Genomic DNA, 17434 nt, shown 5'->3' on the forward strand with positions numbered 1-17434 from the left:
CCTGCAGGCGGGCTGGGTGAAAAGGCACTCCCGCCGGTTCGGCAGGCCTTCGGCGTGTCACAAATCCGCCACGTCTCCCGGGCACGCCCCCCGCCACGTCTCCCGGGCACGCCCCCCGGATACGCGCCCTGACACGCCTCCCGACACGCCTCGTGGATGGGGTCCTGGATGGGGAAACGCGCAGTGGTGCGCGCTGCACATGTCGCGCGGGCTCAGCTCCCGCATTGCGGCCGAGGACGACCGCCCCGCCTTTGCGGCCCGAATCCGTTCAGTGGATGCGCCCGCCACTTCGCGCCGGGTGTGGCCCCGCGTCCTGCCGCGCCCCCAGGCCCCTGGCCGCCCGCCGGCCACCCCTCAGGCGCCAACCGCCATTTGCGAATCGCGTGTCCGCGGCTCGGGGTCACGCAGAACATAGCCGCGGCCCCACACCGTCTCGATATGGTTCTCGCCGCCCGTGGCCTGGCTGAGCTTCTTTCTCAGCTTGCAGATGAACACATCGATGATCTTCAACTCGGGCTCGTCCATGCCCCCATAGAGATGGTTGAGGAACATCTCCTTGGTCAGAGTCGTGCCCTTGCGCAGCGAAAGCAGCTCGAGAATCTGGTATTCCTTGCCGGTCAGATGTACCGGCTTGCCGTCGACGCTGACCGTCTTGGCGTCAAGGTTCACCTCGATACGCCCGGTTCGGATGACGGACTGCGCATGCCCCTTGGAACGGCGGATGATCGCATGAATCCGCGCCACCAATTCCTCGCGGTGGAAGGGCTTGGTGAGGTAGTCGTCGGCGCCGAAACCGAAACCCTTGATCTTGTTCTCCGTGTCGTCATTGCCCGAAAGGATCAGGATCGGCGTGTCGACCTTCGCCAGCCGCAGCTGCCGCAGCACCTCATGCCCGTTCATGTCAGGAAGGTTCAAGTCGAGAAGGATCAGATCATAGTCGTACAGCTTGGCCAGATCGATCCCCTCCTCTCCCATGTCGGTGGCATAGACGTTGAGATTGGCATGGGTCAGCATCATCTCGATGCTGCGCGAGGTGTTTGGGTCATCCTCGACCAGAAGAACTCGCATGGCTCATACTCCGCGCCGTTCCACTTTCGGCCCAATCTCGCCGCGATTGGTTAACTCCACGTTACCGCCTGCCCGAATTTCCATCAACTTTTGGTTGTCTGAATTTCTGCACGGCCGTCGCCTTGAGGGCTGCCTCCCCGTGGCGGCTGACGGCGCGACACCAGCTCTCCAGCTCCTCCTCCGAGAGATCCCAGGTCGAGAGCGCCTCTTCACGGCTGATGAGCCCCGCCCGAAGCGCGCGCACAACCGCCGCCTTGCGCCGCGCCACCCAGCGGCGGGTGCTCTTCGGCGGCAGATCGGCCCGGCTCATGGTGCTCCCGTCGGGCAGGCGCACAATGCGCGGGCCCCCCAGCTTCCTGACATACATCGCATGCTTCCTCATGCCGTGCCCCTACCCCTCGAGCGGGCAGCCTGCATGCCGGGGCTTAAGGCGGGGTGAAACCGCGCCTTGAGGATGCGCGCGATTTTCCTATATTCCGCCGGACCCAGACGGAGACCGGCCCATGGCCAGTGCAACACTCGAGGTTCGGGCGCTGAACTCGCTCGGCCTGCCCAAGCCCCCGGCGCAAACGCGCGTCGTCGTCGCCATGTCCGGCGGCGTCGACAGCTCGGTTGTGGCCGCAGAGCTGAAGGCCGAGGGCTATGATGTCATCGGCGTGACGCTTCAGCTCTATGACCACGGGGCGGCACTGGCGAAGAAGGGCGCCTGCTGCGCGGGCCGCGACATCCATGATGCGCGTCGGGTGGCCGAGGCGATGGGCTTTCCGCACTATGTTCTCGACTATGAAAGCCGCTTCCGCGACGCGGTGATCGAGGAATTCGCCGAAAGCTACCTTGCCGGCGCCACCCCGGTGCCCTGCATCCGCTGCAACGAGCGGGTGAAGTTCCGCGACCTCCTGGAGACGGCGCGCGAGCTCGAGGCCGACTGCATGGCCACAGGTCACTACATCCGCCGGCTCGAGGGCCCCGCGGGGCCGGAGCTGCACATGGCCGCCGACCCGAGCCGCGACCAGAGCTACTTCCTGTTCTCGACCACGCGCGAGCAGCTCGAGTTCCTGCGCTTTCCGCTGGGCGGGCTGAAGTCGAAGGACGAGACGCGGGCGCTCGCCCGCAAGCACGGGCTCGTCGTGGCCGACAAGCCCGACAGCCAGGACATCTGCTTCGTGCCGAACGGCAACTACGCGGCGGTGATCGAGAAGCTCCGCCCCGGCGCCGCCGAGCCCGGCGAGATCGTGCATGTCGACGGGCGCGTGCTCGGCGAGCACCGGGGGGTGATCCACTACACCGTGGGCCAGCGGCGCGGGCTCGGCATCGGCGGGCTCGAGGAGCCGCTCTACGTGGTGCGGCTTGACGTTGATGCGCGCCGCGTCATCGTCGGCCCACGCGCGCTTCTGGCCACCCGCACGGTGCCGGTCGAAGGGGTCAACTGGCTGGGCGACGGGCCCTTCACCGCGCGCAGCGAGTGGCCGCTGTCGGTGCGCGTGCGCTCCACCCGCCCGCCTGTCGAGGCGATCGTGCGCCCGCTCTCCGAGACGCGCGCCGAGGTCGAGCTTCTCACCCCCGAAGAAGGAGTCGCACCCGGTCAGGCCTGCGTCTTCTACGAGACGGGCGGCAGCCGCGTCTTCGGGGGCGGCTGGATCACCCGGCACTGAAAGCCCTCATCATTCTGGGGCAAATACCCGCGCCGCAGGCACGCGGCGCAAGCCGCGTTCGGTGTCACTTGCCGGGGCTCGAGATCACCCCGCCCGACACCGCGGCCGCCACGCCGGTCGTGCCGGGCGCGGAGGTCGGCAGCCCGCGCGCCACCCGCACCGCCAGATGCGCAAAGGCCTGCGCCTCCAGCATGTCGCCGTCAAGCCCCACCGCCTCGACCGGCAGGACCGACACATCGACCGCCGCCGCGATCATCGTCATCAGCGTACGGTTGTGACGCCCCCCACCCGACACCAGAACCCGCGCCACGGGCCGAGGGAAATGACGCAGCGCCTCGCCCACCGAAAGCGCCGCAGCCGCTGCCAGAGTGGCCAACGCATCCGCCGTCTCAAGCTTGGTCACGGCCTTGAGGAGCCAGTCAAATTCATTTCTGTCCAGAGATTTGGGCGGCATTCTTGAGAAATGGGGTGCACTCAGGAAGCGCTCGAGTATCTCGCTATCGGGCTCGCCCTCAGCCGCGAGCGCCCCACCCTCGTCGCGTGCGCGGCCAAGACGGGCGCGCATCAGGTCATCGAGCGGCGCGTTCGCCGGCCCGGTGTCGAAGGCCAGAAGCGCGCCCTCCGCCTCCGGCGCGTCGGCACGCGGATCAACCCAGGTGACGTTCCCTACCCCGCCCAGGTTGAGAAAGGCAACGGGCTCGGTCGCGCCGAGCCAGCGGGCAAGCGCGAAATGGAAGAAGGGCGCAAGCGGCGCCCCCTCGCCCCCGAGCGCCACATCGGCGGAGCGGAAATCCCACACCACGCGGCGCTCGAGCGCGGCGGCAAGGAGTGCGCCATTGCCCGCCTGATGCGTGCCCCGCCCGCGCGGCTCATGCGCAAGCGTCTGGCCGTGAAAGCCGATGAGCTCTGCCTGCGGGAAGCGCGCGAGAAGCTCGGCATGGGCCGCCTCCACCACTTCCGCCGCCTCCGCCACGCCCGGCTCGCCCGGCCAGCGGCCAAGAGCCGCACGGATCACCTCCCGCTCGGCCTCCGAATAGGGCCGGTAGCCCGTCTCGCCGAAGCGGTGGACGCGCTCGCCGTCGGTCAGCAGCAGGGCCGCATCCACCCCGTCAAGCGAGGTGCCCGACATCGCCCCGAGCGCGAGCACCGGACCGGCGACCTTCATGGCTCGATCTTCATGACTTTTCCTCGCCTTGCCGCCCGAGTATACGGGCCCGCGCCCGAGAATGGCCCGAAGTGAGAACAGACGCCATGCCCCACAAGCCGAAATCCGAGTTCTTGGAGGTGATGATCGCGCGCGGCTTCATGGCCGACTGCACCGACATCGAAGGCCTCGACGAGGCGCTGATGGAGGGCATCCTGCCCGGCTATATCGGCTTTGATGCCACCGCCCCCTCGCTGCATGTGGGCAGCCTGATCCAGATCATGATGTTGCGCTGGCTGCAGAAGACCGGCCACAAGCCGCTCGTGCTGATGGGCGGGGGCACCACGAAGATTGGCGACCCTTCCTTCCGCGCCGAGGAACGCCCGCTTCTGAGCGAGGAGCAGATTGCCGCCAACATCGCCGGCATCCGCAAGGTCTTCGACCGCTACCTGACCTTCGGCGAAGGGCGGCGCGATGCGCTGATGCTCAACAACGCCGAATGGCTCGACAATCTCAACTACCTCGAGTTCCTGCGCGACATCGGCCGCTACTTTTCGGTCAACCGCATGCTGAGTTTCGAGTCGGTCAAATCGCGCCTCGACCGGGAGCAATCGCTCTCCTTCCTCGAATTCAACTACATGATCCTTCAGGCCTACGACTTCCTCGAGCTCTACCGCCGTTACGGCTGCCGGCTGCAGATGGGCGGCTCCGACCAGTGGGGCAACATCATCAACGGCATCGACCTCATCCGCCGCGTGGAAGGGGTGGAGGCCTTCGGGCTGACCTCGCCGCTCCTGACCACCGCGGATGGCAAGAAGATGGGCAAGTCCGAGCGCGGGGCAATCTGGCTGAACCCCGAGATGCTCTCTCCTTACGAGTTCTGGCAGTTCTGGCGCAACACCGCCGACGCCGATGTCGAGCGCTTCCTCAAGCTCTACACTGAACTCCCGATCGAGGAATGCGAGCGGCTCGGCCGGCTTCAGGGCTCGGCCATCAACGAGGCCAAGATCGTGCTCGCCAATGAGGTGACGACGCTCGCGCACGGCGCCGAGGCCGCCGCCGCGGCAGAGGCCACCGCCCGCGAGGTCTTCGAGAAGGGTGGCGTCGGCGCCGAGCTCCCGACCCTGGAGCTCAGCCCCGAGGAGATCGGTGACGGCATCTCGGTGGTGCAGCTCTTCGTCCGCTCGGGGCTGGTCAAATCGGGCAAGGAGGCCAAGCGGCTCATCGCCGAGCACGGTGCGCGGCTCGATGACGCGCCCGTCACCGACCCCGGCCTCATGCTCGACGCCGAGCGGCTGAAGACGCCGGTCAAGCTCTCCGCCGGCCGCAAGCGTCACGCCCTCGTGCGGCTCGCAAAGTAGCACCAGCACCCATCACCCTGGTGCAAATACCCGCGCCGCAGGCACGGGGCCGCGGCGCGGCCCCGCCCGCTGCCGCCGGACACGCTTTGCCGTTGCCCGGCGGGCGCGGAGTTGGCAGGAAGGCAACATGACAGCGCGTCCCGACATCCTGTGCATCGGCTCGGTCCTGTGGGACGTGATCGGCCGCAGCCCGGCCCGCATGGCCCCCGGCCATGACGTGCCCGGCGAGATCAGCCGGCTGCCCGGTGGCGTGGCCCTCAACATCGCCCTGACGCTGCGCCGCGAGGGACTGCGGCCGGCGCTGCTCTCCGCCGTGGGGCGGGACGCGGAGGGAGAGGCGCTCGTCGATGCCTGCCGGGCCATGGCGCTCATCTGCGACTATCTGCACCGCGATCCGGTCCTCCCGACCGACCGTTACATGGCGATCGAGGCGGCCGGCGAACTGGTCGCCGCCATTGCCGATGCGCGCAGCCTGGAGGCCGCGGGCGCGGCCATTCTCGCACCGCTTGCCGACGGGCGGCTGGCGAGCGCCGCGGCGCCCTGGCGCGGGCCGGTAGCGCTCGACGGCAACCTCACCGAGGCGTTTCTGGCCGAGATCGCCGAAGGTTCGCTTCTTGCCCGGGCCGATCTGCGGGTCGCGCCGGCGAGCCCCGGCAAGGCGGGGCGCCTGCGACCGCTTCTGTTGCACCCGCGCGCATGTCTCTACCTCAACCGGATCGAGGCCGAACGTCTCATGAACACCTCCTATCCCGACGCAGCCGCGGCGGCCGAAGGGCTGCGCGGCGCCGGTGCGTTGCGGGCTGTCGTCACCGACGGGCCGCGCGCGGTTGCCGAGCTTTGCAAGGGCGCCATCTTCCGCCTGGCGCCTCCGCCGGTCTCACCGCGCCGGGTGACGGGGGCGGGCGATGCGCTGATGGCCGCGCACATCGCGGCCGAGTGGCGCGGCGCGGGCCGCGCCGAGGCGCTCGCCCATGCCGTTGCCGCCGCCGCGGCCCATGTTGCGCAGGCGCCCCGGATCGAGCAGGAGACCACCCCATGACCCTCCCCCCGCCTCTGCGCCTCTCCCCCGAGGTCGCCGCCGCGCGGTCCGAGGCGCGCCCGCTGGTGGCGCTCGAGTCGACGATCATCACCCACGGCATGCCCTGGCCGCAGAACCTTCAGACCGCGCGCGCTGGCGAGGCCGCCGTGCGCGAGGCCGGCGCCGTCCCGGCGACCATCGCCGTCATCGACGGCGAAATCAGGGTCGGTCTCGAGGACGGCGAGATAGAGGCGCTGGCCCGCAATGGCGCGCGGGGATTGGCCAAGCTTTCCCGCGCCGACCTGGCGGTCACCCTGGCCCGACGCGCCAGCGGCGCGACGACCGTGGCCGCAACGATGATCGCCGCACGCCTTGCCGGCATCGAGGTGTTCGCCACCGGCGGCATCGGCGGGGTGCACCGCGGCGGCGAGCTGAGCCTCGACATCTCGGCCGACCTTTACGAGCTCGCCCAGACGGCGGTGACCGTGGTCTCCGCCGGCCCCAAGGCCATTCTCGACCTCGAGCGGACGCTCGAAGTGCTCGAGACCTTCGGGGTGCCGGTCATCGCCGTGGGACAGGACACGCTTCCGGCGTTCTGGTCGCGCGATTCGGGGCTGGCCGCGCCATTGCGGCTCGACGACGCTGGCGCCATCGCGCGGGCGCATCTGATGCGCGCCGCGCTCGGCCTGCCCGGCGGGCAACTGGTTGCCAATCCGGTCCCGGCCGATGCCGAGATCCCGCGCGCCGAGATCGAGGCGGCCGTGGCCGGAGCGCTGGCCGATGCCGAGATGCAGGGGGTGCGGGGCAAGGACGTCACGCCGTTCCTGCTTCAGCGCATCTTTCACCTCACCGGCGGACGGTCGCTGGCGGCGAACATTTCTCTGGTGCTGAACAATGCGCGCCTTGCCGCTGAAATCGCAGGCGAAATCGCAAAACAGAAGGCAGGCGGCGGTATCGGCGCGCCGTGAGCGCAATCCGGGATTGTTGAGAGCGGTCCGGCGAGCCATTAGATAGGTACAGTCGCCGCGGGAGACGGGATCGGAACATGAGCGAGGAAGGCAGCGCCGGACACGAACCGCAACACGAGCCGCGCCGCCGCGCCTCGTTCTTTGCCCGGCTGAGAGCCAATTTCCTGACCGGCCTCGTGGTGATCGCGCCGATCGGCCTCACGGTCTGGCTGTTCTGGACGGTGATCGGCTGGATCGACGGATTCGTGCTTCCCTTCGTTCCCGGCCCCTACCGGCCGGACCGGATTCTCGACACGCTGTTCGGCATCGAGGCCGAGGTCAACGTGCGCGGCGTGGGGGTGGTGTTCTTCCTGCTGTTCACGATCCTCGTCGGCTGGCTGGCCAAGGGCCTCATCGGCCGGTCCTTCATCCGCGCGGCCGAGCGGCTCGTGGACCGGATGCCGGTGATCCGCTCGGTCTACAATGCGCTCAAGCAGATCGCCGAAACCGTCTTCAGCCAGTCGGAGACCTCCTTCGACAAGGCCTGCCTCGTGGAATATCCGCGCAAGGGGATCTGGGCCATCGCCTTTGTCTCGACAACCGCAAAGGGCGAAATCCAGCGGCGCTGCCCGCCCGAGGAGCAGCTCATGTCGGTGTTCCTGCCCACCACGCCCAACCCCACATCCGGCTTCCTGCTGTTCGTGCCAAGGTCGGACATCATCATGCTCGACATGTCGGTCGAGGATGCGGCGAAGCTGGTGATCTCGGCCGGTCTCGTCTACCCCAACGGCAAGGATCCCACACGCCCCCCGGAGACCGGCGCGCCAGCGCCGGCCGCAGGCGAGGCGTCCTGAGCGCCGCTCAGAGCGCCGTCCAGCCGCCGTCGACGCTGATGGTGGTGCCGGTAATCTGCTCGGCCGCGGCCGAGCACAGGAACACCGCCGTGCCGCCGATCTGCTCGGGCGTGGCGAACTTGCGCGACGGCTGGCGCGCAAGCATCACCTCGCGCACCACCGTCTCGCGGTCCATGCCGTGGGTCTTCATCTGATCGGGGATCTGGGCCTCGACGAGCGGGGTGAGCACATAACCCGGGCAGATCGCGTTGGCGGTGATGTCCTCCTCCGCGGTCTCGAGCGCGATGGTCTTCGTCAGCCCCACCAGCCCGTGCTTGGCGGCGATGTATGCGGACTTGTAGGGCGAGGCGGTCAGCCCATGGGCGGAGGCGATGTTGATCACCCTGCCCCAGCCGGCCCTGCGCATCATCGGCAGTGCCACCGCGGTGGTGTGGAACGCCGAGGTGAGGTTGATGGCGATGATCGCGTCCCACTTCTCCGGCGGAAACTCCTCGATCGGGGCGACGTGCTGGATGCCGGCGTTGTTGACGAGAATGTCGCAGGCCCCGGCCTCTTCTATCAACGCGCGCGCTTCGGCGGGCTTCGACATGTCGGCCCTGATGTAGCGGGCGGCAACGCCGAACTCTCGTCCCAGGTCGGCGGCGAGAAGGTGATCTTCCTCGTTGTCGGTGAAGGAGTTGAGCACCACATCAGCTCCCGCCTGCGCCATGGCACGGGCAATCCCAAGCCCGATGCCGCTGGTCGAGCCGGTCACCACCGCCGTCTTTCCGGTCAGGAATCTTTCCGCCATCGCAGCCTCCGCTCCTGTTTCTGCGCGGCAGAATACATGCCGCGCCCGCGAAGGCCAGAGGAATGGCAGCGGGCGCGCGCTCACGCGCGCGTGCCTCCGGCGGGGGTATTTGCACCAGGATGATGGTTCAGGATGGCCCTGCGCGGACGCTCCTGCACACAAAAAAAGACGCCCGCGCGAGGCGGGCGCCAAGTTGTTGAGGCAGGTTTCATACAGGCAAGAAACCTATCGAGCAGTGTCCTCCTTATACGCAATTCGTCGCCGCGCTCCAAGTTAAAAGTTTGAAAACGCAGCAGTCGCGGCATAGGCTCTGGCTCAAGGAAACAAGGGGCCGGAGGGATTGTTGCGAAAATGAAACGGATTATTTCTCGTGCCCTGGGCGCCGCGGCTGCGTCCGTGACGATTCTCGCAGGCGGCGCCGCCGCGCTCTCCGAGCCCCGTCACGGCATAGCTATGTATGGCGAGCCGGCGCTGCCACCGGATTTTGTGTCTCTTCCTTACGTGAACCCCGATGCGCCCAAGGGGGGGAAGATCATCACCGGCGAGGTGGGCAGCTTCGACAGCCTCAACCCGCATATCCGCAAGGGTCGGGTTCCGTGGCAGCTGCGCTTTCTGGCCTATGAATCTCTCATGGGTAGAAGTTGGGATGAGCCATTCACCCTTTACGGGCTTCTGGCCGAATCGATCGAGACGGGGCCGAATCGGGAGTGGGTGGAATTCACCCTCAGGCCCGAGGCGCGGTTTTCCGATGGCAGCCCGGTGACGGTCGAGGATGTGATGTGGTCCTACGAGACGCTCGGGACCATCGGACATCCGCGCTATCACGGCGCCTGGCAGAAGGTCGAGAAGATGGAGCAGACAGGCCCGCGCTCGATCCGCTTCACCTTCAACACCGCCGACCGCGAACTGCCGCTCATCCTCGGGCTCAGGCCGATCCTGAAGAAGGCGCAGTGGGAGGGGCGCGATTTCACCCAGTCGGGGCTTGATGTGATCCCGATCTCGACGGCGCCTTATGTCATCACCGATTTCGAGGCCGGCCGTTTTGTGGAGCTCTCACGCGACCCCGACTACTGGGGCCGCGATCTGCCCTTCCGGCGGGGGACGATGAACCTCGACACCATCCGCATGGAGTTCTTCGCCGACGGCACCGCGCAGTTTGAGGCGTTCAAGGCGGGGATTCTCAACTCCAACCGCGAATTCAACGCCGCCAAATGGGAAAGCGACTACGACTTTCCGGCAATCCGTTCCGGTCAGGTGGTGAAGTCTCTCATTCCCCATCAGCGCCCCTCGGGCATCACCGGATTCGTGATGAACACCCGCCGGCCGCTCTTTGCCGACTGGCGGGTGCGCGAGGCGATGCTTCACGCCTTCAACTTCGAATACATCAACCAGACCCAGACCGGCGGGGCGCAGCCGCGCATCACCTCCTATTTCTCCAATTCGGTGCTGGGGATGCGCCCGGGCCCCGCCGAGGGGCGGGTGCGCGAGCTGCTCGCGCCCTTCGCCGATGAGCTTCTGCCCGGCGCGCTCGAGGGCTACGCGCTGCCCGAGGGCGACGGAACCCAGCGCAACCGCCGCAACCTCGCGCGTGCTGACGCGCTCTTGCGCGAGGCCGGCTGGCAGGTGGTGGATGGCCGGCGGGTCAATGCCGAGGGCGAGCCCTTCGCCTTCGAGATCCTGCTCGCACAGGGCTCGGCCGAAAACCGCGCGATCGCCGAGATCTTCGCCGAGGCGCTCAATCGGCTCGGCATCGAGGTGACCGTGACGGAGGTGGACAGCGCCCAGTACCGCGAGCGCACCCAGTCCTATGACTTCGACATGACCTATTACCGGCGCGGGCTCTCATTGAGCCCCGGCAACGAGCAATACCTCTACTGGGGCTGCGAGGGTGTCGAGAAGCCCGGCACGCGCAACTGGATGGGCATGTGCTCGAAGGCGGCCGAGGCGATGATCGAGCGGATCCTCAATGCCGAGAGCCGCGAGGAGTTCATCGCTGCCACCCGCGCGCTTGACCGGGTGCTGACCACGGGGCGCTACGTGATCCCGTTCTATCAGTTCACCGTCTCGCGCATCGCCCATGACCGGCGGCTGAAATACCCCGAGAAGATCCCGATGTATGGGGACTGGATCGGCTGGCAGCCGGACGTGTGGTGGTGGGAGGAGGAGTAGGCGCGGCGCCGCTCCTCCTTACGGGAGATCTGGAAAGATCTCCGCGAGCCCCGCCTCCCACTCGGCGCGCAGCACGGCGTTGGGGCGGTGGCGCAGCCCCATCGCGCGGAGCATCTCGAAGCGCGGGCTCTCGGCGGCGCCGAAGGTCTCGGCCACGCGGGGGCGCCAGTAGGCGGCGGAGGCGGCAACCGTGGCGGGGTCGCTCTCGAGAAGCCGCGCGAGCCCTGCCTCGCCAAGCTCGGTGTGCCGGCGCTCGCGGGGAATGATCGTCTCGCGCATCAGATCGGCGAGCGGCTGGTAGGAGGAGCGCGCGTGTTCGGAGAGCTGGATCACCGTGGCGCGCCCCATGAGCACATTCATCACCACCGCATCGGCCCAGCCGTCAAGCGGGTAGTGAAAGACCGAAAGGCGCATGTCGCCGCGGCGCACGGGGCCAAGCTCGGCATCGCGCGCAACCCGCGCCTCCCAGGGGTGGCGGGTGGCATAGCGGGCGGTGTCGGCGCCGAAGCCGGCCATCAGCTCGAGGACGCGCGCCGCGTGATCGGTCTTTTCCAGCACGATGCGGCAGGCGGCCATGCGCTCGGTGAGCCCCGGCGCGTCGTTGATGGTGTCGGCGAAACCGGCCGCGCCGGCGAGCTCGGAGTCGACGAAGCTCGCCATCAGCCGCAGAAGCTCGGCGCGGTAGCGGGCGGGCGCGGCCTCCGGGCTGGTGATGCGGCCGCCCTGGGCGAGATAGTCGTTGAGTTCCATGGGCCTCATCACTGATCGTAATCGACAGCCACGCGGTCGGAGACGGGGTGGCACTGGCAGGTGAGCACATAGCCCTGCGCCACCTCGTAATCCTCCAGCGCGTGGTTGGCGACCATCTCCACCTCGCCCTCGATCACCCGCGCACGGCACGTGGAGCAGACCCCGGCCTTGCAGGCGAAAGGCGCGTCGATGTCCTGCTCGAGCGCGGCATCAAGAATGCTGGGCCCGTCCTTGGCCATGGTGAAACGCCGGGTCGTTCCATCGAGGGTGACGGCAATCTCCGCGGTGTTGGCGCTGCGCGCCGCGCCTTCCGCGCGCGGGCGCGGGCGGGCGGCGGGGCGGGAGCTGGCGAAGAGCTCGAACTTGATGCGCCCCTCGTCGAGCCCGTGCGCGCGCAGCGCCTTCGCGATCGCCAGCATCATCGGCTCGGGGCCGCAGATGAAGGCGTAATCGACCGAGCCGACATCGATCCAGAGGCGGAAGAGCTCGGCGCATTTCTCCTCCGTCACCATGCCGGAGAACAGCTCCACCTCCTGGCCCTCCTCGAGGATGTGCAGGATGCTCAGCCGCCCCAGATGGCGGTTCTTGAGATCCTCAAGCTCCTCGCGGAACATGATCGTCGCCACCGAGCGGTTGGCATAGACAAGCGTGATGCGTGCGCGCGGCTCGCGGGCAAGCGTGGCGCGAATCAGCGACAAGACCGGCGTGATCCCCGAGCCGCCAGCGAACATCAGGTAATGCCGCGCCTCCTCGGGGGCGGGGGCGACATGGAAGGAGCCCATGGGCGGCATCGCCTCGAGCACATCGCCGGGCTTGAGCTCGGTATTGGCCCAGGTGGAGAAGACGCCCCCCTCCACCCGCTTGATACCGACCTGCAGGAGCTCGTCGTCGGGGCCCGAGCAGATCGAATAGCTGCGCCGCACCTCCTCGCCGTCGATCTCGCGGCGGAAGGTGAGATACTGGCCGGGGATGAAGCGAAAGGCCTCCGGGTCGTGCGGCTCGAGCGTGACCACCACCGCATCGCGGATGGTCTTCTCCACGGCCTTGACGGTCAGGGGCAGGAAACGGGCCATCGGCGCACCTCAGATGCACTTGAAATAGTCGAAGGGCTCAAGGCAGTCGCGGCAGCGCCACTGCGCCTTGCATGGGGTGGAGCCGAACTGGCTCACACGCTCGAGATCGGTGCCGCCGCAGCGCGGGCAGCGCGCCGGCCCGCCCGCGGGCTGGGGCGGGGCGATGCCGTAGGCCTCGAGCTTCGCGCGCCCCTCGGCGCTGATCCAGTCGGTCGTCCAGGGCGGGTCGAGCCGTTCGACAAGGCGCAGCTTGTCGATGCCCTTCTCGCGCAGCTTGCGTTCCACCTCGAGGCGGATGAAGGCGGTGGCGGGGCAGCCCGAGTAGGTGGGGGTGAGCGCCACCTCGAGCGTGTCGCCCTCCCACGCGACATCGCGGATCACGCCCAGATCGGCGAGGCTGAGCACCGGGATCTCCGGATCGGGGATCTCGGCGAGCCAGCCGCGCACTTCCGCGAGCGAGGGCAGCGTCGCGCTCACCATGTCGCCCCCGGATAGGCGCGCTGCAGCCACTGCATCTCCGCCAGCAAATGCCCCAGATGCTCGGTGTGCCGCCCGGTCTTGCCGCCCAGATGGGCAAAGCCGCTCTCGGGGCGCGTGAGCGTGGCTTCCCCGAGCACGGCGTTCACCCGCGCATCCCACGCCGGGCGCAGGCTCGAGGGCTTTGGCGCGATGCTCTCGGCGGCAAGCGTCTCGTCCACCGCGTCATCGGCGAACATCTCGCCCGTATAGGGCCAGAGCCGCTCGAGCGCGTCCTGCATCCGCGCGTGGCTCTCCTCCGTGCCATCGCCAAGGCCAATGACGATTTCAGACGACTTCTCGAGATGATACTGCGCCTCCTTCAGAGCCTTGGCGGCGATGGCGGCAACCCGCTCCTCGGCCGAACCCGTCAGCTCTCCAAGCATCTCGACCGCGTAGGCGTCATGGAGGAACTGGCGCATGTAGGTGTGGCCGAAGTCGCGGTTCGGCCGCTCGGCGATCAGGAGATTGCGGAAGTCCCACGCATCGCGCAGATAGGCCAGATCGTCGGCCGAGCGCCCCCTGCCCTCCACCTCGCCGGCAAGCCCCAGCCACATCTGCGTCTGGCCGATGAGATCGAGCGCGATGTTGGCGAGCGCAATATCCTCCTCGATCACCGGCGCATGGCCGCACCACTCGCTGATGCGATGGCCGAGGATGAGGGCGGTGTCGCCCATCCTCAGCGCGAATTCGAAAAGCGCCTCGTCACGGGTCATGAGCGTGTCCCTCACATCGGCCCCACATCCTCGGGGATGTCGAAGAAGGAGGGGTGGCGGTAGACCTTGGAGTTCGAGGGCTCGAAGAGCGGCCCCTTCTCGGAGGGCGAGGAGGCGGTGATGTCCTCGGCCTTCACCACCCAGATCGACACGCCCTCGTTGCGGCGGGTGTAGACATCGCGCGCATGGCGGATCGCCATTTCGGCGTCAGGGGCGTGGAGGCTGCCCACATGGCGGTGGGCAAGCCCGTGCTGGCCCCTGATGAACACTTCCCAGAGCGGCCATTCGCTGGACATTGCGGATCTCCTCCTACTCGGCGGCCTGTGCGGCGGCCGCGCGCCGGGCGCGGCGCTTTTCGGCATGGGCCATCAGCCCCTCGCGCACCCAGGCGCCCTCCTCCCAGGCGCGGCGGCGCGCCTCCATGCGGTCGGCGTTGCAGGGTCCGTTGCCGCGCAAGACCTCGTAGAACTCGTTCCAGTCAGGCTGGGTGAAGTCGTAATGCCCCCGCTCCTCGTTCCATTTCAGATCGGGGTCGGGGATGGTCAGGCCCAGATACTCGGCCTGCGGCACCGTCTGGTCGACGAATTTCTGCCTGAGCTCGTCATTGGTGTTGATCTTGATCTTCCAGGCCATCGACTGGGCGGAATGCACCGATTCCTTGTCCGACGGCCCGAACATCATCAGCGCGGGATACCAGAAGCGGTTCAAGGCATCCTGCGCCATGCGCCGCTGTTCGGGGGTGCCACGCGCCATCTTCAGCATGATGTCGTAGCCCTGCCGCTGGTGGAAGCTCTCCTCCTTGCAGATGCGGATCATGGCTCGCGCGTAAGGCCCGTAGGAGGTGCGCTGCAGCGGCACCTGGTTCATGATCGCCGCGCCATCGACCAGCCAGCCGATGGCGCCGATGTCGGCCCAGGTGAGCGTGGGGTAGTTGAAGATCGAGGAATACTTCATCTTCCCCGACAGAAGCTGCTCGGTGAGCCAGTCGCGCGAGACGCCGAGCGTCTCCGCCGCGCAGTAGAGATAGAGCCCGTGCCCGGCCTCGTCCTGCACCTTGGCAAGAAGAATCGCCTTGCGCTGAAGCGTGGGCGCGCGGGTGATCCAGTTGCCCTCCGGCAATTGCCCGACGATCTCGGAATGGGCGTGCTGGCCGATCTGGCGGATGAGCGTCTTGCGGTAGCCCTCGGGCATCCAGTCCTTCGGCTCGATCTTCTCGCCCGCGTCGATGCGGTCCTGAAAATGCCGCTCCTCGGGCGTCATCTCCTCGCGTGATTTCACCCCCTCGCCGGTGGATTTCACCATCTGTGCATACATCTCAAATCTCCCCTGTGCGCGGCACTCCTGTCTCGCCCGGCCGGCAGGCCGGGCAGCGCCCGACCCGCCCCCCACGGGGCGGGCGCTTCGCCGCCCACCCCGTCGGGCCGGGCGCCGCCCCCGATGCCAAGTGCCTGCGCCATCATACGCGCTCCAGAACCATCGCCACGCCCTGCCCCACGCCCACGCACATCGTCACCAGCGCATAGCGCCCGCCCCGGCGCCTGAGCTCCCGCGCCGCCGTGAGCGCAAGCCGCGCCCCGGACATGCCCAGGGGGTGGCCCATGGCGATGGCCCCGCCATTGGGGTTCACGTGTTCGGCATCGTCCGGCACCCCGAGCTCCCGCAAGACGGCGAGCGCCTGCGCGGCAAAGGCCTCGTTGAGCTCGATCACGTCCATCTGTTCGATGGTCAGCCCAAGGCGCGTGAGAAGCTTGCGCGTGGCCGGCACCGGGCCGATGCCCATCACCCGCGGCGGCACCCCCGCCGCGGCCATCCCGACGACCCGCGCAATGGGCTCGAGCCCATGCGCCGCCGCCCCCGCCTCGCTTGCCAGCAGAAGCGCCGCCGCGCCGTCATTGACGCCCGAGGCATTGCCCGCCGTCACCGTCCTGTCATGGCCGTTCAGCGGGTGGAGTGCGGCGAGCTTCTCCATCGTCGTGTCGGGGCGGGGGTGTTCGTCACGCTCCACCACCACGGGCGGGCCCCTGCGCTGGGGAACGGCGACGGGAACGATCTCCTCGGCAAAGACGCCGCGCGCCTCGGCTGCCGCCCAACGCTGTTGCGAGCGCAGCGCGAAGGCGTCCTGATCGTGGCGGGAGATGGCGTATTCCAGCGCCACGTTGTCGGCCGTCTCGGGCATGGAGTCGGTGCCGTATTCGGCCTCCATCTTCGGATTGACGAAGCGCCAGCCGATGGTGGTGTCGTAAACGGCATTCTCGCGCGAAAAGGCCGTCTCGGCCTTGGGCATCACGAAGGGCGCGCGGGTCATGCTCTCCACCCCGCCGGAGATCGCGAGCTGATACTCGCCCGCGGCGATGGCGCGCGCGGCCATGCCCACAGAATCGAGCCCCGAAGCGCAGAGGCGGTTGAGCGTCGTGCCCGGCACCGAGACGGGGAAGCCGGCCAGAAGCAGCGCCATGCGCGCGACATTGCGGTTGTCCTCGCCGGCCTGATTGGCGCAGCCGAGAATCACATCGTCGAGCGCCTCCCAGTCCGCCTTCGCGTGGCGCTCGCGCAAGGCCGCCAGCGGCACCGCGGCCAGATCATCGGCACGCACCTTCGACAGCGCACCGCCATAACGCCCGATCGGCGTGCGCAGCCCGTCGCAGATGAAGGCGGCTTCGGCCATCCGGCTCCTCCCCGAAATGTTTCCGATAACAGCAGTCAGCCGCCGACCGAGGCTTTATCGACCGCTCGGTCGGCGAATTCTGGATAGCAGCGAAATCGCCTTCGAGCAAGCATCAATGTTACAGAATCGTCGCCGAAGGCGGGATTTCAGTAACGCTCAGACCGCCTCCCGCGCGCAGGGAAGCCCCGCGCGCGCAGCCCTGTCGGGGCGCTCCGGGCGAAGCCGCAGGACCGCCTCGAGCGCGGCGTTGTCGCAGGCCAGATCGGCCAGCGTCACCCGGTCAAGAGCGGTGTAGAACGCCTCAACCGCCGCCTCGAGCGCGGCCGACAGCCGGCAGGCGCCCCTGAGCGGACACGCGCCCACGCCGCCATCGAAGCATTCCACGAAAGGCACATCCGCCTCCAGCGCGCGGAACACCTCGCCCACGCGGATCTCGCGTGCCGGGCGCGCAAGCCTCATGCCGCCCTTGCGCCCGCGCACCGTCTGCAGAAAGCCCGTCTGCCCCAGAAGATGGATGACGAGAGCCAGATGGTTTTCTGACACGTTGCAGACCCGCGCAATGTCGGCCTTGCGCACCAGCTGCCCGTCGTTGACGGCGCAGAACATCAGCGCCCGCATCGCCAGATTCGTTCGTGTCGTCAGTCGCATGGCCGCACCTCCCCGGCTGCAAAGTTGCACCGACGATAGCGATTTTCCGGCCCTCCGCCTTGA

Annotated in this window: 18 protein-coding genes; 6 read left to right on the plus strand and 12 right to left on the minus strand. The window is 68.0% G+C overall.

Features of this window, described 5'->3' with window-relative positions; all coding sequences use genetic code 11:
* Nucleotides 1-354: 354 nt before the first annotated feature.
* Both ctrA and sciP read right to left on the minus strand, forming a co-directional pair.
* Complete coding sequence (ctrA, locus tag BLQ14_RS13720) at nucleotides 355-1068, minus strand: response regulator transcription factor CtrA (RefSeq protein WP_092501145.1); 714 nt, start codon at nucleotides 1066-1068, stop codon at nucleotides 355-357.
* 61 nt (nucleotides 1069-1129) lie between these two features.
* Nucleotides 1130-1435: a CtrA inhibitor SciP gene (sciP, locus tag BLQ14_RS13725; protein ID WP_092501146.1), complete on the minus strand. Its 306-nt coding sequence runs from the start codon at nucleotides 1433-1435 to the stop codon at nucleotides 1130-1132.
* A 136-nt stretch (nucleotides 1436-1571) separates the two neighbouring features.
* On the opposite strand from sciP, the gene mnmA reads away from it, so the two are divergent.
* Nucleotides 1572-2720 carry a tRNA 2-thiouridine(34) synthase MnmA gene (gene mnmA / locus BLQ14_RS13730; protein ID WP_092501147.1) on the plus strand — a complete coding sequence of 383 codons (1149 nt, stop codon included), beginning with the start codon at nucleotides 1572-1574 and terminating at the stop codon, nucleotides 2718-2720.
* Nucleotides 2721-2784: 64 nt separating this feature from the next.
* Here the strand turns inward: mnmA and BLQ14_RS13735 are convergent, their stop codons facing one another.
* On the minus strand, nucleotides 2785-3885 hold the full coding sequence (locus tag BLQ14_RS13735) for an anhydro-N-acetylmuramic acid kinase (RefSeq protein WP_092501148.1): 1101 nt from the start codon (nucleotides 3883-3885) through the stop codon (nucleotides 2785-2787).
* Nucleotides 3886-3971: 86 nt separating this feature from the next.
* Between BLQ14_RS13735 and tyrS the strand changes: the two genes are divergently transcribed.
* From tyrS to BLQ14_RS13755, 4 genes are all read left to right on the plus strand, one after another.
* Nucleotides 3972-5225: a tyrosine--tRNA ligase gene (gene tyrS / locus BLQ14_RS13740; protein WP_092501149.1), complete on the plus strand. Its 1254-nt coding sequence runs from the start codon at nucleotides 3972-3974 to the stop codon at nucleotides 5223-5225.
* Nucleotides 5226-5352: 127 nt separating this feature from the next.
* Complete coding sequence (locus BLQ14_RS13745) at nucleotides 5353-6264, plus strand: PfkB family carbohydrate kinase (RefSeq protein ID WP_092501150.1); 912 nt, start codon at nucleotides 5353-5355, stop codon at nucleotides 6262-6264.
* The gene (locus BLQ14_RS13750; protein WP_092501151.1) at nucleotides 6261-7211 is read left to right on the plus strand and encodes a pseudouridine-5'-phosphate glycosidase; all 951 of its coding nucleotides are present in this window, start codon (nucleotides 6261-6263) and stop codon (nucleotides 7209-7211) included. Before BLQ14_RS13745 ends, BLQ14_RS13750 begins: the two co-directional genes overlap by 4 nt.
* A 77-nt stretch (nucleotides 7212-7288) precedes the next feature.
* Nucleotides 7289-8044 (plus strand): DUF502 domain-containing protein, encoded by a 756-nt coding sequence (locus tag BLQ14_RS13755; protein ID WP_092501152.1) that lies wholly within the window; start codon nucleotides 7289-7291, stop codon nucleotides 8042-8044.
* Nucleotides 8045-8051: 7 nt separating this feature from the next.
* Here the strand turns inward: BLQ14_RS13755 and BLQ14_RS13760 are convergent, their stop codons facing one another.
* The gene (locus BLQ14_RS13760; RefSeq protein WP_092501153.1) at nucleotides 8052-8834 is read right to left on the minus strand and encodes a 3-hydroxybutyrate dehydrogenase; all 783 of its coding nucleotides are present in this window, start codon (nucleotides 8832-8834) and stop codon (nucleotides 8052-8054) included.
* 351 nt (nucleotides 8835-9185) lie between these two features.
* On the opposite strand from BLQ14_RS13760, the gene BLQ14_RS13765 reads away from it, so the two are divergent.
* Nucleotides 9186-11003 carry an extracellular solute-binding protein gene (locus BLQ14_RS13765; RefSeq protein ID WP_092501154.1) on the plus strand — a complete coding sequence of 606 codons (1818 nt, stop codon included), beginning with the start codon at nucleotides 9186-9188 and terminating at the stop codon, nucleotides 11001-11003.
* Between the two features lie 18 nt (nucleotides 11004-11021).
* Here BLQ14_RS13765 and BLQ14_RS13770 read toward each other — a convergent pair whose 3' ends face one another.
* The 8 genes from BLQ14_RS13770 to BLQ14_RS13805 all read right to left on the minus strand — a co-directional run bounded on the left by BLQ14_RS13770 (nucleotide 11022) and on the right by BLQ14_RS13805 (nucleotide 17371).
* Nucleotides 11022-11753 carry a Phenylacetic acid catabolic protein gene (locus BLQ14_RS13770; protein ID WP_092501155.1) on the minus strand — a complete coding sequence of 244 codons (732 nt, stop codon included), beginning with the start codon at nucleotides 11751-11753 and terminating at the stop codon, nucleotides 11022-11024.
* 8 nt (nucleotides 11754-11761) lie between these two features.
* Nucleotides 11762-12826 (minus strand): 2Fe-2S iron-sulfur cluster-binding protein, encoded by a 1065-nt coding sequence (locus tag BLQ14_RS13775; protein WP_092501156.1) that lies wholly within the window; start codon nucleotides 12824-12826, stop codon nucleotides 11762-11764.
* Nucleotides 12827-12835: 9 nt separating this feature from the next.
* On the minus strand, nucleotides 12836-13306 hold the full coding sequence (paaD, locus tag BLQ14_RS13780) for a 1,2-phenylacetyl-CoA epoxidase subunit PaaD (RefSeq protein WP_092501157.1): 471 nt from the start codon (nucleotides 13304-13306) through the stop codon (nucleotides 12836-12838).
* Nucleotides 13300-14058, minus strand: a complete 759-nt coding sequence (gene paaC, locus BLQ14_RS13785) for a 1,2-phenylacetyl-CoA epoxidase subunit PaaC (protein WP_092501158.1) — start codon at nucleotides 14056-14058, stop codon at nucleotides 13300-13302. Before paaC ends, paaD begins: the two co-directional genes overlap by 7 nt.
* Before the next feature lie 11 nt (nucleotides 14059-14069).
* The gene (gene paaB / locus BLQ14_RS13790) at nucleotides 14070-14354 is read right to left on the minus strand and encodes a 1,2-phenylacetyl-CoA epoxidase subunit PaaB (RefSeq protein ID WP_092501159.1); all 285 of its coding nucleotides are present in this window, start codon (nucleotides 14352-14354) and stop codon (nucleotides 14070-14072) included.
* Between the two features lie 13 nt (nucleotides 14355-14367).
* Nucleotides 14368-15372: a 1,2-phenylacetyl-CoA epoxidase subunit PaaA gene (gene paaA / locus BLQ14_RS13795; RefSeq protein ID WP_092501160.1), complete on the minus strand. Its 1005-nt coding sequence runs from the start codon at nucleotides 15370-15372 to the stop codon at nucleotides 14368-14370.
* A gap of 142 nt (nucleotides 15373-15514) precedes the next feature.
* A complete protein-coding gene (gene pcaF / locus BLQ14_RS13800; RefSeq protein ID WP_092501161.1) occupies nucleotides 15515-16723 on the minus strand; it encodes a 3-oxoadipyl-CoA thiolase in 1209 nt (402 codons plus the stop codon).
* A 156-nt stretch (nucleotides 16724-16879) separates the two neighbouring features.
* Nucleotides 16880-17371, minus strand: a complete 492-nt coding sequence (locus BLQ14_RS13805) for an RrF2 family transcriptional regulator (protein WP_092501162.1) — start codon at nucleotides 17369-17371, stop codon at nucleotides 16880-16882.
* Nucleotides 17372-17434: the final 63 nt, after the last annotated feature.

Source organism: Meinhardsimonia xiamenensis, assembly GCF_900102905.1.
Classification (GTDB): Bacteria; Pseudomonadota; Alphaproteobacteria; order Rhodobacterales; family Rhodobacteraceae; genus Meinhardsimonia; species Meinhardsimonia xiamenensis.

Excerpts from the sequence above, each read along its gene's own strand:
- paaC (WP_092501158.1), bottom strand. The coding sequence starts at position 14,058 with ATGACCCGTGACGAGGCGCTTTTCGAATTCGCGCTGAGGATGGGCGAC.
- pcaF (WP_092501161.1), bottom strand. The coding sequence starts at position 16,723 with ATGGCCGAAGCCGCCTTCATCTGCGACGGGCTGCGCACGCCGATCGGG.
- BLQ14_RS13760 (WP_092501153.1), bottom strand. The coding sequence starts at position 8,834 with ATGGCGGAAAGATTCCTGACCGGAAAGACGGCGGTGGTGACCGGCTCG.
- paaB (WP_092501159.1), bottom strand. The coding sequence starts at position 14,354 with ATGTCCAGCGAATGGCCGCTCTGGGAAGTGTTCATCAGGGGCCAGCAC.
- paaD (WP_092501157.1), bottom strand. The coding sequence starts at position 13,306 with ATGGTGAGCGCGACGCTGCCCTCGCTCGCGGAAGTGCGCGGCTGGCTC.
- ctrA (WP_092501145.1), bottom strand. The coding sequence starts at position 1,068 with ATGCGAGTTCTTCTGGTCGAGGATGACCCAAACACCTCGCGCAGCATC.
- sciP (WP_092501146.1), bottom strand. The coding sequence starts at position 1,435 with ATGTATGTCAGGAAGCTGGGGGGCCCGCGCATTGTGCGCCTGCCCGAC.
- BLQ14_RS13750 (WP_092501151.1), top strand. The coding sequence starts at position 6,261 with ATGACCCTCCCCCCGCCTCTGCGCCTCTCCCCCGAGGTCGCCGCCGCG.
- tyrS (WP_092501149.1), top strand. The coding sequence starts at position 3,972 with ATGCCCCACAAGCCGAAATCCGAGTTCTTGGAGGTGATGATCGCGCGC.
- BLQ14_RS13805 (WP_092501162.1), bottom strand. The coding sequence starts at position 17,371 with ATGCGACTGACGACACGAACGAATCTGGCGATGCGGGCGCTGATGTTC.
- BLQ14_RS13770 (WP_092501155.1), bottom strand. The coding sequence starts at position 11,753 with ATGGAACTCAACGACTATCTCGCCCAGGGCGGCCGCATCACCAGCCCG.
- BLQ14_RS13775 (WP_092501156.1), bottom strand. The coding sequence starts at position 12,826 with ATGGCCCGTTTCCTGCCCCTGACCGTCAAGGCCGTGGAGAAGACCATC.
- mnmA (WP_092501147.1), top strand. The coding sequence starts at position 1,572 with ATGGCCAGTGCAACACTCGAGGTTCGGGCGCTGAACTCGCTCGGCCTG.
- BLQ14_RS13745 (WP_092501150.1), top strand. The coding sequence starts at position 5,353 with ATGACAGCGCGTCCCGACATCCTGTGCATCGGCTCGGTCCTGTGGGAC.
- BLQ14_RS13735 (WP_092501148.1), bottom strand. The coding sequence starts at position 3,885 with ATGAAGGTCGCCGGTCCGGTGCTCGCGCTCGGGGCGATGTCGGGCACC.
- BLQ14_RS13755 (WP_092501152.1), top strand. The coding sequence starts at position 7,289 with ATGAGCGAGGAAGGCAGCGCCGGACACGAACCGCAACACGAGCCGCGC.
- BLQ14_RS13765 (WP_092501154.1), top strand. The coding sequence starts at position 9,186 with ATGAAACGGATTATTTCTCGTGCCCTGGGCGCCGCGGCTGCGTCCGTG.
- paaA (WP_092501160.1), bottom strand. The coding sequence starts at position 15,372 with ATGTATGCACAGATGGTGAAATCCACCGGCGAGGGGGTGAAATCACGC.